The 15,827-nt window shown below is 73.8% G+C and carries 14 protein-coding genes; 9 read left to right on the forward strand and 5 right to left on the reverse strand.

The features are described 5' to 3' along the window. Positions 1-184: 184 nt before the first annotated feature. Both ACIRBX_RS03695 and ACIRBX_RS03700 read left to right on the forward strand, forming a co-directional pair. Complete coding sequence (locus tag ACIRBX_RS03695; protein WP_402293509.1) at positions 185-1,333, forward strand: ROK family protein; 1,149 nt, start codon at positions 185-187, stop codon at positions 1,331-1,333. A 376-nt stretch (positions 1,334-1,709) separates the two neighbouring features. Further along, positions 1,710-2,261: an AAA family ATPase gene (locus ACIRBX_RS03700; RefSeq protein ID WP_402293510.1), complete on the forward strand. Its 552-nt coding sequence runs from the start codon at positions 1,710-1,712 to the stop codon at positions 2,259-2,261. 115 nt (positions 2,262-2,376) lie between these two features. On the opposite strand, the gene ACIRBX_RS03705 is transcribed toward ACIRBX_RS03700, so the two are convergent. Beyond that, complete coding sequence (locus tag ACIRBX_RS03705; protein ID WP_402293511.1) at positions 2,377-3,162, reverse strand: GntR family transcriptional regulator; 786 nt, start codon at positions 3,160-3,162, stop codon at positions 2,377-2,379. Positions 3,163-3,417: 255 nt separating this feature from the next. On the opposite strand from ACIRBX_RS03705, the gene ACIRBX_RS03710 reads away from it, so the two are divergent. From ACIRBX_RS03710 to ACIRBX_RS03720, 3 genes are all read left to right on the forward strand, one after another. Then, on the forward strand, positions 3,418-4,218 hold the full coding sequence (locus tag ACIRBX_RS03710; RefSeq protein ID WP_402293512.1) for an exodeoxyribonuclease III: 801 nt from the start codon (positions 3,418-3,420) through the stop codon (positions 4,216-4,218). A 259-nt stretch (positions 4,219-4,477) separates the two neighbouring features. Next, a complete protein-coding gene (gene dacB / locus ACIRBX_RS03715) occupies positions 4,478-6,061 on the forward strand; it encodes a D-alanyl-D-alanine carboxypeptidase/D-alanyl-D-alanine-endopeptidase (protein WP_402293513.1) in 1,584 nt (527 codons plus the stop codon). A 15-nt stretch (positions 6,062-6,076) separates the two neighbouring features. After that, a complete protein-coding gene (locus ACIRBX_RS03720; protein WP_402293514.1) occupies positions 6,077-7,348 on the forward strand; it encodes a M23 family metallopeptidase in 1,272 nt (423 codons plus the stop codon). Positions 7,349-7,419: 71 nt separating this feature from the next. On the opposite strand, the gene ACIRBX_RS03725 is transcribed toward ACIRBX_RS03720, so the two are convergent. Both ACIRBX_RS03725 and ACIRBX_RS03730 read right to left on the reverse strand, forming a co-directional pair. Next, positions 7,420-7,968 carry a hypothetical protein gene (locus tag ACIRBX_RS03725; RefSeq protein ID WP_402293515.1) on the reverse strand — a complete coding sequence of 183 codons (549 nt, stop codon included), beginning with the start codon at positions 7,966-7,968 and terminating at the stop codon, positions 7,420-7,422. A 182-nt stretch (positions 7,969-8,150) separates the two neighbouring features. After that, the gene (locus tag ACIRBX_RS03730; protein WP_402293516.1) at positions 8,151-9,098 is read right to left on the reverse strand and encodes a helix-turn-helix transcriptional regulator; all 948 of its coding nucleotides are present in this window, start codon (positions 9,096-9,098) and stop codon (positions 8,151-8,153) included. Positions 9,099-9,259: 161 nt separating this feature from the next. Here ACIRBX_RS03730 and ACIRBX_RS03735 point away from each other — a divergent pair, with 161 nt between their 5' ends. Then, positions 9,260-10,210, forward strand: coding sequence for an alpha/beta fold hydrolase (locus tag ACIRBX_RS03735; protein WP_402293517.1), 951 nt, complete (start codon positions 9,260-9,262; stop codon positions 10,208-10,210). 66 nt (positions 10,211-10,276) lie between these two features. Here the strand turns inward: ACIRBX_RS03735 and ACIRBX_RS03740 are convergent, their stop codons facing one another. Continuing rightward, complete coding sequence (locus ACIRBX_RS03740) at positions 10,277-10,885, reverse strand: TetR/AcrR family transcriptional regulator (protein WP_402293518.1); 609 nt, start codon at positions 10,883-10,885, stop codon at positions 10,277-10,279. A gap of 104 nt (positions 10,886-10,989) precedes the next feature. Here ACIRBX_RS03740 and ACIRBX_RS03745 point away from each other — a divergent pair, with 104 nt between their 5' ends. The 3 genes from ACIRBX_RS03745 (at position 10,990) to ACIRBX_RS03755 (ending at position 14,046) form a co-directional block, all read left to right on the forward strand. Further along, the gene (locus ACIRBX_RS03745) at positions 10,990-12,210 is read left to right on the forward strand and encodes an alpha/beta fold hydrolase (protein WP_402293519.1); all 1,221 of its coding nucleotides are present in this window, start codon (positions 10,990-10,992) and stop codon (positions 12,208-12,210) included. Positions 12,211-12,391: 181 nt separating this feature from the next. Continuing rightward, positions 12,392-12,817 (forward strand): YciI family protein, encoded by a 426-nt coding sequence (locus ACIRBX_RS03750; RefSeq protein WP_402293520.1) that lies wholly within the window; start codon positions 12,392-12,394, stop codon positions 12,815-12,817. Beyond that, entirely contained in the window at positions 12,814-14,046 is a 1,233-nt protein-coding gene (locus ACIRBX_RS03755; protein ID WP_402293521.1) for an RNA polymerase sigma factor, read from the forward strand. Before ACIRBX_RS03750 ends, ACIRBX_RS03755 begins: the two co-directional genes overlap by 4 nt. Here the strand turns inward: ACIRBX_RS03755 and ACIRBX_RS03760 are convergent. Continuing rightward, positions 14,037-15,473 carry a hypothetical protein gene (locus ACIRBX_RS03760; RefSeq protein WP_402293522.1) on the reverse strand — a complete coding sequence of 479 codons (1,437 nt, stop codon included), beginning with the start codon at positions 15,471-15,473 and terminating at the stop codon, positions 14,037-14,039. The genes ACIRBX_RS03755 and ACIRBX_RS03760 overlap by 10 nt on opposite strands. Positions 15,474-15,827: the final 354 nt, after the last annotated feature.

Consider the following 15,827-nt stretch of genomic DNA (forward strand, 5'->3'; position numbering starts at 1 on the left):
GAGCTGCGGAAATGCTCGCGGGCCGACATCGCTCCGAGTAGCATCCGGCTCACGCCCTCCGGCGCCGTACCCCGTGTCGCGCTGCCTGGTGGGCACACCCGTGGGGGGCTCCGGACGGTGCTGCCCGCGTACTCCTTCACGCGCGCCGGTGCTGTCGCGCGTAAGACGGCGGAAGGGCAGCGACTTGGCGGATCGGCTCACCGGAGGGGACTCCTCGCTGCTGCGTCGGATCAACGCCGCAGTCACCCTGCGGGCCCTGCGCGACGGACAGGCCGTCACCCTGACCCAGCTGGTCGGGGACACCGGCCTCTCCCGGCCGACGGTCGAGGGCGTGATCGAGGGGCTGATCGAGGCCGGCCTGGTCGCCGAGGTCGAGCACTCCCAGGACACCGGGCGTCAGCGTGGCCGCCCCGCCCGCTGGTTCCGCTTCCGCGCGGAGGCCGGGCACATCCTCGGCATCGAGATCGGCGTCCACGACATCCGGGTGATCCTGGCCGACCTGACCGGCACCGTGCTCGGCAGCCACGCCAGACCCGCCCTGGAGACCCTCGACCCGGAGGAGCGGCTCACCCTGGTCCGCACCACCGTCGCCGAGGTGCTCCGCAAGGCCGGGGTCTCCCGGGACAGCCTCTGGGCGGTCGCGGTCGGCAGCCCCGGCATCGTGGACCGCGAAGGGAACGTCAAACTCGGCACCGCGATGCCCGGTTGGACCGGCCTGGACCTCGGGGCGCGGCTGCGCCGCTCGTTCCGCTGCCCGGTGATGATCGAGAACGACGCCAACCTGGCCGCCATCGCCGAGCACTGGCAGGGCGCCGCGGTCGGCAAGGGCGACCTGGTCTTCGTGATGGCCGGCCTCAGCCCGGGTGCCGGTTCGCTGATCGACGGGCGGCTGCACCGCGGCTTCGGCGGCGCGGCCGGTGAGATCGGCGCGCTCCATCTGCTCGGCCAGGAGGCTACCCCGGAGCGGCTGCTCTCCACCACCGGCAAGCCGCTCGATCCGCTGGACGAGGCGGCGGTGGCCCGGGTGCTGCGGCTGGCCCGCGAGGGCGACGAGGTGGCCCGGGTCGCGATGGACCGCTTCCTGCGCCGCCTGGTGCACGACGTCGCGGCCCTGGTGCTGGCGCTCGACCCCGAGATCGTGGTGGTCGGCGGCTGGGCGGCCGGTCTTGACGACGTGTTGGAGCCACTGCGCGAGCAGCTCGCGCTCTACTGCCTGCGTGCCCCGGACGTCGCCCTGGCGGCACTCGGCACCGAGGTCGTCGCGATGGGAGCCCTCCGGGTGGCCCTCGACCACGTCGAGGACCAACTCTTCGCGGTGGACTCTCCCCGCTGAGGCCCACCGGCCGATCAGGGGCCCGCCGGGGACCAGGGGCTCGGCGTACCCGGTCCCCGGCCGCTGCCGGCCCGGAGCGCTTCCGGCCCGGTCGGCACCGTGGCGGCGGACCCGGAGCCGGAGCTCGGCCCTCCCGGGCACCAGTGATCCGCTCTCTCGCCGGCCGCGACGGCCACCCGGACAACGTGCTCCCCACTGGCGCGCGCTTCGGCTCCCCGGCTGAACGACTCGACTGCGCGCGCGGCCTCCAACTGGACCCCTCGGTTCCCCGCCGACGGTAACTGCACTGCCCGGAGCGCAGGTTGGCACGTACGAGCGTCGGCGTTGCCGGTGGGCCCGGCCACGGGCAGCGGGCTCCCCCGCGATACTGAGCCTCATGGAAACTGCCGCGTTCGTCGTCGTCTCCGGTCTGCCCGGCAGCGGGAAGACCACGCTGGCCCGGGGCCTGGCCGAGCACCTCGGCCTGCCGGTCATCACCAAGGACGTGATCCTGGAGTCGCTCTACGACTCGCTCGGCGTCGGCGACCAGGCATGGCGGAGCCGGCTGAGCAGAGCCGGCGATGAGATCCTGTTCGCCCTTGCGGCGGACGCGCAGCGAGCCGTCCTGGACAACTGGTGGCATCACGACACCGCCCCCGACCGGCTCCGGCTCCTCGGCGGCCTGCTGATCGAGGTCCACTGCGACTGCGACGCCGCGCTCGCCTCCGAACGCTTCCGGGAACGCATCCGGCACCCCGGTCACCTCGACCCGCAGCTCAGCCCTGAGCAGGTGGCCCGACGCGTGGCCGCGATCCGCGCCGGCTATCCCGGTCCCCTCCGACCGGGCGGCCCCGTGCTCACCGTCGACACCAGCCGACCCGTCGACGCCGCTGCCGTGGCCAGGCAGATCGCTCCGATCCTGAACGGCACGTCAGAGGCTCCCCCGTGACGCCCCGCACCCACCGGCCGGCCCCCTCCACGCATGGGACGCCCCGACCCGCTCGCAGGAGCGGACCGGGGCGTCCGGGTCCGGAGACCGACCGTCAGGCCGGGGGCGGGCTGGATCAGGAAGCGGCGCCGACCGGCTGCGGCTCCTGGACCGGGGTGACCTCGACCAGGCCGGTCTCGCCGAAGGTGAGCTTGCAGGTGTCGGCCCGGTAGGTGGAGACCGAGAGGGCCGCGATCTTGCCGGCGCCCGCGTACTGGGTGGTGACCACCAGCACCGGGGTGCCCGGCGGGCGCTCCAGCAGGCTCGCCTCCTCGGCCTCGGCCACGCCGAGCTCGACCGAGCGGGACTCGCCCTCGATCACCAGGCGCTCCAGCTGACGGAGCACCAGACGGGCCGGGTCGGCCTCGGTCTGCGCCGAGCGGCCGACCACCCGGGGCAGCGCCCGCAGCGCGGCGTCCGGCACGTGCAGGGACTCGGTGGCCATCGCCTGACCCTGGACCAACCTGATCCGGCGGACGGTGTGCACCAGGCTGCCGGCCTCGACGCCGAGCGCCTGTGCCAGCTGCGGCGTCGCGGGGGCGCTCACGCAGCCGACCTCGCGCCACGCCTGACTGCGGCTCACCCCGGGCCAGCCCTCCTCGCGGCGGCTGACCGGCACGCCGACCCGGGGGGCGGCGATCAGGGTGCCGATGCCCCGGCGGCGGACCAGGCGGCCCTCCAGCTCCAGCTGGTCGAGCGCCTGACGCAGCGTCGCCCTGGCGACCCCGAAGCGGGCGGCCAGCTCGCGCTCGTTCGGCAGCACCTGACCGGTGGAGAACTCCTGGTCGATGGTGCGCACCAGGACCGTGCGCAGGTGCCAGTACTTCGGCTCCGGTACTGCCGCGAGCTGGTTCTGACCCACCGTGTCCTCCGCCCTGAAGGCTGCCGGGCCTGCCCCACGCCCGACGTTCCGGCAGGTGGGAGGGGCGGGCTTTATCCGTCCTTCTTTATTAAAGGTCTTTGCAGTAAGTGACAGTAGGGCTTGCCCGCCGAGATGGTCAAGACCAATGCGAAGGCTTGACCATCGCCGGACAGGACTTCACGTCGCGTTCACGACGCGCACCCGCCACTCCCCCGCCTTCCACCGGCCACCCGGACGGCCGGATACCCTTCCCCGGTGACTCTTGTTGTGACTACCGCGAACGTGAACGGCATTCGGGCCGCCGCCAAGAAGGGCCTGCTGGAGTGGCTCACCGCCACCGAGGCGGACGTGATCTGCTTCCAGGAGGTCCGCTCCGAGCACGGCCAACTCCCGGCCGAGCTGCGCGAGTTGGCCGGCTGGCACGCCGTCTGGGCACCCGCCGCCGCGAAGGGCCGGGCCGGCGTGGCGGTGCTCTCCCGGCAGGAGCCGACCCGGACGGCGATCGGTTTCGGCTCGGATGAATTCGACAATTCGGGCAGGTACGCCGAAATCGACCTGCCCGGCGTCACGGTGGCCAGCCTCTACCTCCCCTCCGGTGAAGTCGGCACCGAGCGGCAGGACGAGAAGGAACGCTTCATGGCGGAGTTCCTCGTCCACCTCGCCGAGCTGCGCAAGCGCGCCGAGGCCGAAGGCCGCGAGGTGGTGGTCTGCGGCGACTGGAACATCGCCCACCAGGAGATCGACCTCAAGAACTGGAAGGCCAACCAGAAGAGCGCCGGCTTCCTCCCCGAGGAGCGCGCCTGGCTCACCCGGGTGCTCACCGAGGTCGGCTACGTGGACGTGGTCCGCACCTTCCACCCCGACCAGCCCGGCCCCTACACCTGGTGGTCCTACCGGGGCCGCGCCTTCGACAACGACTCCGGCTGGCGCATCGACTACCAGATGGCCACCCCGGGCCTGGCCGCCCGCGCCACCTCCGCCCGGGTCGAACGCGCCGCCACCCACCCCGAGCGCTGGTCCGACCACGCCCCGGTCACGGTGGTCTACGACCTCTGAGGGCCCTTCTTCCGGACCTCGCGCTGGACCTCCCTCCGGGCCTCGTTCCGGACGGCCGGCGAGGTTCGAGGTTCCCGGGCCGGGTCGGCCACGAGGCGGCCCGGCCTGACGGCGTGTCGCCTCGTGGTGCTGCTCCGATCGGTGGGGATCAGGGCGCCGGAGCGTGCCGCCTGCGGGAGCGGCGGGGCGGCGGCTCCCTAGGCTGCGAGCGGACTCGGCCCGTAGGGACGGGCCGGCCGACGAGCCGTTAGGTGCACGCATGAGACCGAAGAGCCGTCCGGCGCGCGTCCCGGTGCGGGTGGGGGCGGCGCTGCTGGCCGTCGTCGCCGCGACCGCCGCCGCGCCCGCCGCCCCCGCGCAGGACCCCCGGGACGGGTTCGGCCCGGAGATCACCGCCGTCATGGACAAGCCCGCCTACCGGCACGGCCAGTGGGGCCTGCTGGAGATGGACCCGGCCGACGGGCGGACCGTCCACGCGATGACGCCGGAGCAGTTCTTCCTCCCCGGCTCGGTGGCCAAGCTGTTCAGCGTCTCGGGCACCTGGCACGCGCTCGGCACCGACCACCGCTTCACCACGCCGGTGCACGCGCTCGGCACCCGCGACGGATCCGCCCTCGACGGTGACCTCGCGCTGGTCGCCCAGGGCGACCTGACCATGGGCGGCCGGACCGCGCCGGACGGCTCGGTCTCCTTCACCGACACCGACCACACCTACGCCAACGACCTCCCCGGGGCCACCCTCACCCCCGAGGACCCGCTGGCCGGGCTCGACCTGATCGCCGCTCAGGTGCGGGAGTCGGGCATCACCGAGGTGCGCGGCGACGTGGTGATCGACCCGCGCCTGTTCACCGCCGAGTCCAACCTCGACCCGGCGCCCACCCCGCTGATCGTCAACGACAACCTGATCGACCTGCTCACCACGCCCACCGAGCCCGGACAGCCGGCCGGGCTGACCTGGCGTCCGCAGGTCGCGCCCTACCAGGTGACCTCGACCGTGCGGACGGTCGCGCCCGGCGGGCCGACCGACATCCAGGTCACCGCCTCGCCGGACGGCACCCGGATCACCCTGGCCGGCACCGTCGCCGCCGACGCCGCGCCGGTGCTCCGGGTCTCCCAGGTCCAGGACCCGAACGCCTTCGGCCGCACCGCGCTGATCGAGGCCCTTGCCCGGGCCGGCGTCACGGTCGCCGCCCCGCCGACCGGGCCCAACCCGGCCGCCGCGCTGCCCGCCACGTACGACGGGGCGCCGCAGGTCGCGGCCTACGTCTCGCCGCCCTACGCGGAGTACGCCCGGCTGGTCCTGAAGGTCAGTCACAACCTCGGCGCCAATCTCGGCATCTGCCTGATGGCGGTCACGGCCGGCGGCCATGCCTGCGACGACGGCTTCCCGGTGCTGCGCTCCTTCCTGGTGCACGCCGGGGTCGACCCCGTCCAGGTGCAGCTGCTGGACGGGCGGGGCGGCAACCCCGTCGACCGGGTCACCCCGCTCGCGGTCAACCAGGTGCTCCGGTACTGGCTCGGCACCCCCGAGGCCGACCGCTTCCGGCACGCCCTGCCGATCCTCGGCGTGGACGGCAGCCTCGCGCCGTTCTGCCCGGACTGCGCTGCCAAGGGGAAGGTCTTCGCCAAGCCCGGGACGGTGGCCGGCTTCGACGGGGTCAACCAGCAACTCGCCATCGGGGCGCAGACCCTGGGCGGCTACCTGGAGACCCGGGACGGCTGCCTGCACACCTTCTTCGTGGGCGTCAACGGCGCCGCCGCCCCGGACATCGAGGGCCTGATCGAGACCGTCGGCGACGTCACCCGGATCGCGGCGCTGCTCCAGGAGCAGGCCGACCGCTGAGAACGGAGCAGCACCATGGCAGCACCCACCACCACCCGCACCACCCGCAGGCTGCGCGTGCACGGCCTCGCCACCGCCGCCCTCGCCTCGGCCGTCCTGCTGGCGGCGGCCGGCCCGGTCGCCGGTGCGGCACCGCGCGCCCTGCCGCCCGGTACGCAGTTCACCCCGCTGACGGCGGCCGTGATGACCGAGCCCACCCCCTTCCCGGCCACCGACGGCCGGGCCCACCTGTCCTACGAACTGCTCACCACCAACGCGCTGTCCAGCAACGCCCGGGTGCAGCTCGACCAGGTCGACGTCCAGGACGCCCGCACCCACCAGGTGATCGGTTCGCTCAGCGGGCGGGCACTGGCCGAGGCCGCCAACCCGGTCGGCGACCCGCTGCCGGGGGCGGACGCCTACACCCCGCCGCCCCCGCCGCCGATGCCGACCGTCCTGCTCGGCTCCCAGCAGTGGGTGATCTGGCTCGACTTCACCCTCCCCGACGGGCAGCCCGCGCCCGAGGCCGTCGAACACCACTTCACCGGCACCATCCTGACGCCCGGCGGCTCCTCCCCGTTCGAGGAGACGGTATGGACCACCCCCCTCGGACGGGCCGCGCCGCCGGAGCTGGCCGCGCCGGTCGGGCCCGGCGCCTGGTACGCCAGCGAGGCGTGCTGCGGCAACACCCACCACCGGCGCGGCTTCGCCCCGATCAACGGCAGCTTCCACGTCCCGCAGCGCTTCGCGATCGACTGGTACCGGGTCGGCGAGCAGGGCCAGACCTGGGCGGGTGACCCGGCCCGGCTGGACAGCTACCTGAGCTACCGTCAGCCGGTGCTGGCGGCCGCGCGCGGCAAGGTGGTCGAGGTCCAGGACGGCATCCCGGACAACACCCCGCCGCACACCCCGCCCATCCCGCCGATCGCCGACACCGTCGGCAACCACGTCACCCTGGAGGTCGGCCCGGGCCGCTACCTGCTCTACGGCCACCTGGCGCCGGGCACGCTCCGGGTGCGGGAGGGCGACTGCGTCGAGCCCGGCCAGGAGCTCGGCCTGATCGGCAACAGCGGCAACTCCACCACCCCGCACCTGCACTTCCAGGTGATGACCACGCCCGAGTTCTTCCCGACCGACAGCCCGCCGTTCACCTTCCGCGAGTTCAGCGTCCTCGGCCAGGTCGAGCCCCGCCTCTGGGACGACAACCTCGGCATCCAACCGACCGGCGTCCTCCCGATCACCCCCTCCCCCTACGAAGGCCCGCACCGCGCCGAGTACCCGCTCGACCGCGAGGTGCTCGGCTTCTGACCGCGCCGTCCCGTCGGCCACCCGCCCGTCCGCCCGGACCTCCCGGCGGAGAGCGGGCGGCCGACGGCCGTTCAGCGACCGCATGCCCTCCGCAGGCTCTCGCGGTCCTCCGCCCCGAGCACCTCGTCCGGCACGGCGCCCGCACGCAGCAGCACGCGCAGCGCGTCCGCGTGCGCCGTGAGGGCCGCCCGGCACCGAGCGCGCTCCGGGCGCGCCTCCTCGCTGCCCAACAGCGTGATCGCGGCACTGTCGGCCGGATCGACAGGCTCCGACAACTCGACTGCGACGACGAGGAGTTCGATGATCCGGGAGCGCACCGGAACGGTCGGATCCGCAGCGAGCCGGATCAGGAACGGAAGGGCCGTCGGCATGGCGCAGCCGAGGTGGAGGGGGCTGGCCATCAGCGCGTTGCCGAGCACTCGCACCGCCTCGGGGCCGGCCTCCTGGTCGAGCAGGCTGCGGAGCAGGACCGGCACCCCGGCGTTCGGCCAGTCGGCGTCCTCGCAGCCCGCCAACGCGGGATGCCCCGCCCCGGCCGCCCCGGCCGCCCCCGCTCCCGGCCACTCCCGCCGGAACCAGGCGATCGCCGCCGCCGTGGCCGCCGCGTCCGTCCGGCACATCCCCCCACACACCCGTCCCACCCGCCTCACCTGCCCCGCCGCCGGGGCCGACTCATCGGCGGTCTCCGACCCGACCCTGACCGAACCGCACCCCGGCCGCAACCGACTTCCCGTCAGGGCCGGGTACGGGCAGCGACGGTGGCGCGTCGGGTAGACCGTCGGGCGGTCAGCGCGGCCGGGGGTCAGCGGTACCGTTCGACCAGGGCGGTGCCGATGGCGGCCAGGTGGTCCCGTACGCCCGGTGGGTCGGTGACCTCCAACCAGGCGACCAGTCCGGCGAGTTCACCGGCGAGCGTGGGCTCGTCGTAGCCGCGGACCGCCACCCGGACGCGCCCGTCGGGCTGCGGGCCGCCGACCTCCAGGCGGGGGCCGAAGGCCATCCGGAGCAGACCGATCGCCTCGGGCCCGCACAGCGCCTCGGCCTCCAGGGGCTGGCGCCGGCGGTCGACCTCGTCGGCGATCTCGCGCCAGCTCCGGGCGAGGTCGAAGTCCTCGGGCCGGTGCGCCGGGTCGTCGGTCGGCTCGGCGGCGGACACCCGGTCGATCCGGAAGGTCCGCCGGCCGGCCTCGGTGCCGGCCACCAGGTACCACCACGGGCCCTTGGCAACGATGCCGAGCGGGTGGACCGTCCGCTCGGTGCGGATGCCCCGGCCGTCGAGGTAGCCCAGCCGTACCTGGACGCCCCGGATCACCGCGTCCTGGAGTGCGTCGAGGAGCCGGGGCGGCCGGGGCTCGGCGCTGGTCGATCCCCAGCCGTGCGGCTCGGTGACCAGCGAGGCCGCCGCCGCCTCGGCCTGCGGCCGGAAGGGCTCGGGCAGCGCGTGGACGAGCTTGCGCAGCGCCGCCTTCACGGCCGGTGCCTCGGCCGAGGCCGGGCCGGCCGCCAGGAAGAGCGCCCGGGCCTCACCCGCCGTCAGCCCGGACAGGTCGGTGCGGGCGCCGCCGATCAGACGCCAACCGCCGCCCCGGCCCTGCACGGAGTAGATCGGCACCCCGGCCGCGGCCAGCGCGTCGAGGTCGCGGCGGGCGGTGCGCTCGGAGACCTCCAGCTCACGGGCGACCTCCGCCGCGGTCACCCGCTCGCGGCGCTGGAGCAGGAGGAGGACGGCCACCAGCCGGTCGGTTCGCATGTCGCCGAGACTTCCAGGGAAACCGGTCACGGGGTGACCTGTTTCGCTCGGCAGGATGGCGGCACGCCCTCGCCGGCGCCCCGCTCCGCCGCTGCTGACGGCCGGTCAGCCGGGTGTCCCGGCACGGCTGACCGTCACCGACCGACCAGGAAGCGAACGCGATGTCCCACCCGGCAGGTTTTCCCGAGCCCACCCTCGTCCGGCTCGACGGCGTCGAGCTGGAAGTCTTCGAAGCGGGCCGCCAGAACGCGGGGAACCCCGTCGTGCTCTGCCACGGATGGCCCGAGCACGCCTTCTCCTGGCGCCACCAGGTGCCCGCCCTGGTCGCCGCGGGCCACCACGTCATCGTCCCGAACCAGCGGGGCTACGGGAACTCGTCCCGTCCGGCCGAAGTCACGGCCTACGACCTCGCGCACCTGACGGGCGACCTGGTCGCGCTGCTCGACCACTTCGGGTACCGGGACGCCGCCTTCGTCGGCCACGACTGGGGCGCCATGGTCGTCTGGGGCCTCGCCCTGCTGCACCCCGACCGGGTCAATCGGGTGGTCAACCTCAGCCTGCCCTACCAGGCGCGCGGGGCGAAGCCCTGGATCGAGGCCATGGAGGAGGTGCTCGGCGACGACTTCTACTTCGTCCACTTCAACCGGCGGCCCGGCGTCGCGGACGCCGTGTTCGACCGGAACACCGCCCGCTTCCTGCGCAACCTCTACCGCCGGGACGAACCCCCGGCGGCACCCGGGCCCGGCATGGCACTGATCGAGCTCGCCGAGGCCGAGGCCCCGAGCGGCGAGCCGCTGATGAGCGAGGCCGAACTGGCCGTCCTGGTCGCCGCCTTCGAGTCGTCGGGGTTCACCGGCAGCATCAACTGGTACCGGAACCTCGACCGCAACTGGCACCTGCTGGCGGACGTGGACCCGATCGTCCGGCAGCCCGCCCTGATGATCTACGGCGACCGGGACGCGGTCCGGCGGTCCGAGGACCTGGCCGCGTTCGTCCCCGGGGTCGAGGTGGTCAGCCTGGACTGCGGCCACTGGATCCAGCAGGAGCGGCCGGAGGAGACCAACCGGATCATCACGGAGTGGCTGGCGCGGCACCGACCGGCCGATATCTGACGAAACGTCCGGTCCGGCAGGGGTGGTCAGGTCAGCCCCTGCCGGACCGCCGTCGGAGGCGGCCGGTCAGCCGGCGGTCGCGGGCCCCTGCTCGGCCCCGGGCCCGAGCAGGCGGTCGACCAGGAGCTCGGGGTAGCCGGTGGCCGGCAGGTCGATGCCGAAGATCGCCCGCAGGTAGAACGGCGCGACGAGCTGGTCGAGGATCTGCTCCAGCGGCGGCGGGTGCTCACCCCGTGCGGTGGCCCGCCGGCGGATCTGCTCGATGGAGTGCATCCGGCGCCGGAAGTGCTCGGTGCGCTCGTCCTGCCCCCGGGCCTCGACGTTGGACGGCATGGAGAGGATGACGGCCCGCACCAGGGCCCGGCCCTGGGGCGTGCGGATGCTCGCGGCACTGGCCCCGGCCCAGGCGAGCAGGTCGCCGCGCAGGCTGCCGGTGTCGCCGAGCGGCGAGTCCCGCTCCAGCCGGGTGGTGACCACGTCGGCCAGCAGGGCGTCGAGACTGCCCCAACGCCGGTACAGGCTGGTGTGGTTGACACCGGCACGGTGCGCGATGGCGGGGATGTTCAGGTCCTCGCCCGCCGGGTCGGAGAGCAGGTCGATGACCGCCTGGTGGACGGCCTCCCGGACCTGTTCGGGGCTCTTGCGGACGCGTGCGGTCGGCTGATTCGGAGTCACCCCTCCATCGTAAGCACAGATGTTTGCTTAGTGGGGCCCGGGGGGCTACAGTCCTGTCCGCAAGCACAGATCCGTGCTTGCGAGACGCGAGGAGAGTGCGGACGATGAAGCAGCTGCTGTTCCCGGGCAACATCCAGTTCTGGTACGAGACCCTCCGTTCGATGAGTCACATCGCTTACGGCGGAGCCGACTTCGGCGAGGTCGTGGCCACCGCCGAGCGGATCACCGAAGGCGACTACGGCAGCTGGTACACCGAGTGGACGGCCACCGCCGACCGGGTCTCCGGCGAGGCGGAGAAGGCACTGGCGGCGGGCCACCGGGTGAGCGCCCGGGACGGCTTCCTCCGGGCGTCGAACTACTACCGCTCGGCCGAGTTCTTCCTGCACGGCCACCCCTGCGACCCGCGCCACGACCAGGCCTACGACCGCAGCGTGGCCTGCTTCCGGACCGCGGCCGGACTCTTCAGCCCCGTGATCGAACCGGTGGAGATCCCGTACGAGGGCACCACCCTGCCCGGCTACCTGTACCGCGTGGACGACTCCGGCACCCCGCGGCCGACGCTGATCATGCACAACGGCTTCGACGGCACCGCCGAGGAGATGCACTTCTTCGGCGCGATGGCCGGCGTCGAGCGCGGCTACACCGTGCTGGCCTTCGACGGCCCCGGCATGCCCGGCCCCCGTCACCACCAGGGCATGGTCTTCCGGCCCGACTGGGAGAACGTGATCACCCCCGTCGTCGACTTCGCCGAGGCCCTCCCGGACGTCGACAGCAGTCGGATCGCCCTGATGGGCATCAGCATGGGCGGCATCCTGGCGCCCCGGGCCGCAGCCTTCGAGCACCGACTGGCCGCGCTGATCGCCGTCGACGGCCTCTACGACCTCGGCCAGGTCTCCGTCCGGAACATCCCCGGCAGCCGCGCGGAGGCCGAGCGGCTGCTCCGGGCGGAGTCCGCCCCCGAGCTCGACGCCGCGATGGACCGGGTCATGGCCCAGGACCCGATAGCCCGCTGGGCGGTCAACCACGGGATGTACGTCATGGGCGTGGACACCCCGCGGGCCTTCAACGCCTCCTACCTCGACCACACCCTCGCCGGGGGCGTGACCGAGCGGATCCAGTGCCCCACCCTGGTCTGCGACGCCGAGGAGGACATGTTCTTCCAGGGCCAGCCCGAGCAGCTGTACGACCACCTCACCTGCCCCCGGACCCTGATGCGGTTCACCACCGAGGAGGGCGCCGGCGCCCACTGCCACCCCGGCGCCATGCGGCTGACCCAGGCCCGCATCTACGACTGGCTCGACGACACCCTCGGGGTCACCGCCTGACGGGGCGTCGCCCCGGGGATTCCTCGCCGCGCACCGACCGTCCCGAGCCGACCGTCCCGAGCCGTCCGTCCCCGCCGGAAGAATTTTCCGGCCGGGATGTCGAGAAGCCGTGTCCGGCTCCGTCCCAGGGGTGAGCGAGGCCAGAATGGGCCCCGCCGCACCGGAGCTAGGAGAGACCATCATGGCGAAGTACCTGCTGCTGAAGCACTACCGGGGCGCCCCGGCCCCCGCCAACGACGTGGCGATGGAGCACTGGACGCCGGAGGAGATCACCGCGCACATCCAGTACATGCGGGACTTCGCCGCCAAGCTGGAGCAGACCGGCGAGTACGTGGACGGTCAGGCGCTCGCGCCTGAGGGCACCTGGGTGCGCTACGACGGGGAGGGCCGGCCGCCGGTGACGGACGGGCCGTTCGCCGAGACCAAGGACCTGATCGCCGGGTGGATGGTGATCGACGTGGACAGCTACGACCGGGCCCTGGAGCTGGCCGGGGAGCTGTCGGCGGCACCGGGCAAGGACGGGAAGCCGATCCACGAGTGGCTGGAGCTGCGGCCGTTCATGTCCCAGCCGCCCGCCGACCTGGAGTGCCACGGGACCGCGGGGTGACCCGGCCGGTGGACGAGGAGCTGCTGCGCAGCCTCACGCCGGGCGTGCTGGCGGCCCTCGTCCGCCGGGGTGCCGACTTCACGGCGGCCGAGGACGCGGTGCAGGAGGCGCTGCTGGAGGCCGTCCGGCTCTGGCCGCAGCCTGCGGCGGTGGCGGGATCGGATGGGGAAGGGGAGGTGGAAGCGGCGGCGGTCGCGCGGGCGGATGGCGGGGTGCCGCGCGATCCGAAGGGGTGGCTGGTGACGGTCGCCTGGCGGAAGTTCCTCGACGGTGCGCGGGCCGAGAGTGCCCGCCGCCGCCGCGAGGAGCGGGTGCACGAGGAGCCGGTGCCCGGGCCGGTGCCGGCGGCGGACGACACGCTGTGGCTCTACTTCCTGTGCGCGCACCCGTCGTTGACGTCCTCCTCGGCGGTCGCGCTCACGCTGCGCGCGGTCGGCGGCCTGACCACCCGCCAGATCGCGCAGGCCTACCTGGTGCCCGAGGCCACCATGGCCCAGCGGATCAGCCGGGCCAAACGCACCGTCTCGACCGTCCGCCTCGACCGCCCCGGCGACGTCGCCACCGTGCTGCGGGTGCTCTACCTGGTCTTCAACGAGGGCTACGGCGGTGACCTCGACCTGGCGGCCGAAGCCATCAGGCTCACCCGGCAGTTGGCGTCCGCCATCGACCACCCGGAGGTGCTCGGCCTGCTGGCGCTGATGCTGCTGCACCACGCCCGCCGGGCGGCCCGGACCGGACCGGACGGCGCGTTGGTGCCGCTGGCGGAGCAGGACCGCAGCCGGTGGGACACCGCCGCGATCACGGAGGGCGTGGCGGTGCTGCAGTCGGCCCTCTCCCGGGACCGGCTCGGCGAGTACCAGGCGCAGGCGGCGATCGCCGCGCTGCACGCGGACGCGCCGACCGCCGGGGAGACGGACTGGGTGCAGATCGTCGAGTGGTACGACGAGTTGGCGCGCCTCACGGACAGTCCGGTGGTCCGGTTGAACCGGGCCGTCGCGGTCGGCGAGGCGGACGGCCCGCGTGCCGGGCTGGCCGCGCTCGCGGTGGTGGACGGGGGCGTACCCCGTCACACCGCCGTGGCGGCGTACCTGCACGAGCGGGACGGCTCTCCGTCCACGGCCGCCCGGCTGTACGCGGAGGCCGCCCGCCTGGCGCCGAACCTGGCCGAACGGGACCACCTGCTGCGGCAGGCAGCTCGGCTCAACTCCCGCCCGGGCGCTCAGCAGTAGCCGTGCAGCCGGGTGCGGCGGCCGGGCGTGGCGTCCGGCCACTGCCGGCCCGCACGGTCCGAGGCGGCGGCGCGCAGGTGATCGAGCGCGGTGCCGCCGGGGTAGCCCTGGAAGCTCTGGTACGCGTGGCGGTGGTACTCGCTCCAGTAGCTCACCAGGCGGCGCTCGGTGCGGGCGAAGAACTCCGGGTTGTCGAGGACGAACTGCCCGTACACCGCGTGCCCCCGGGCACCCGGCACCAGCAACTCCCGGTAGCCGTCCCGGAGATCGGTCAGGATTTCCAGCACGTACTCGCCGAGCAGCCGCACGGTGTACGGCACCACCCAGGGGTCGGTGGCGGTGAGCAGCGGTGCGAGATGGCGCTGCCGGACCCGGCCGTCGTGGTGCCGGGTGTAGAGGCAGTGCAGCACCTTCCGCTGTCGGGGTGTCAGCAACTCGACTGTGGCAGTAGGCAGTTCGGCATGGTGCAACCGCTCGGGAATCGCCAGCACCTCGTCACCGACCCGGACGGCGAAGGACTCCACCGGCCGGTGCTCCGCTGCCGGGAGGAGGGCGAGCACGGCGCGGACGTCGGCGGCGAGCTCGGAGGGGAACGCCGCCGCCAGGGACGCTCCGGGGCCACTGGCCGCCCGCTCGGCCGAGTGGCCGGTCCTCCCTCCCGGTGTGCCGAGCGCCTTGATGCCGTGACGTTCGGCAGCGGCCGTCCCCAGTCTCCTCAACCTGGTGAAGTACAGCTTGCAGTAAGGGTCGTGGATCAGGGGGATGACCCTGTCCAGGCCGTCGACCGCCTCCCACAGCTCGCCCTGACGCTCCGCGTCCAGAGGTCCGTCCAGCGTGCCGGAGACCAGGCCCGTCACCAGGAGGTCGACCACCACCAAGTCCAGCCCGGCCAGGTCACCGGCGCCTTGGAAACCCAGCGGGAACCGCATGGCCCGGAACTCGTCGTACAGCCGCACCAACGGGTCTCCGGCCGGACCGCCGTCCGGCGCACCCGGCCGCGCCGCAGGCCGCACCAGTGCGGCCACCGCGTCGAAGACCGCCCGCACCCTGCCGACGGCGGTGGCAGGGTGGCATGCGGCACTGGTCCGCTCACCCCGCACGAGCTCGCCGGGCAACGCCAGGGCGGAGGCGAGCGGGCCCGCCAACGGCGCGGGCAGCCGTCCCGACTTCACCGCGTCCCGCACCAGCTCCGCCAGCGCCGGGCGTCCGGCCGTCTCCCCGGCGGTCTGCTCCGACGGCGGAGCGGCCAGGGCGAGCTCCAGCGCGACGAGCGCGTGGGTGATCGCCACGGTGGCGAACTCGAAGCGGTAGAAGGAGAACCGGAGCAGCTCCCGGCTGGTGCCCAGGGCGCTCATCACGGCCATCGGCGCGTCCTGGGGGACGACCAGCTCGGCGATCAGTCCCTCCATGTCCTCGAAATCGGGCACGACGGATTCGCTGCGCGGATCCGGCGGTACGAGGCGGAGCGGGCCACGGGACCTGGTCAGTGCGTTCACCGGTGCAGTCTGACCTCTCGGCGCCGTCGGGACCACGGGGTTTCCCGTTCGGAGACGATGCTTCGCCGCGTCCCGTCCGACGGCCTGTCAGGCGACTGCTCCCCCTCGCGGGCGACTGCCCCCTCGCGTCCGACCTTCCGCCGGTCGCCGCCGTGTGTTCGTTGCTCCGCCCCGTCCTCCTGCTCCACGGCCCGGCTCGGTCCGACCGGTTCTCGGACGTCGACCGCAGCGGTGTCGCTCCTCCACAGCGCGTAGGGCCGAGCGGCCGACTCTGCGGCCGGCCGC

The sequence above is a fragment of the Kitasatospora sp. NPDC096147 genome (assembly GCF_044763225.1).
Lineage (GTDB): Bacteria > Actinomycetota > Actinomycetes > Streptomycetales > Streptomycetaceae > Kitasatospora.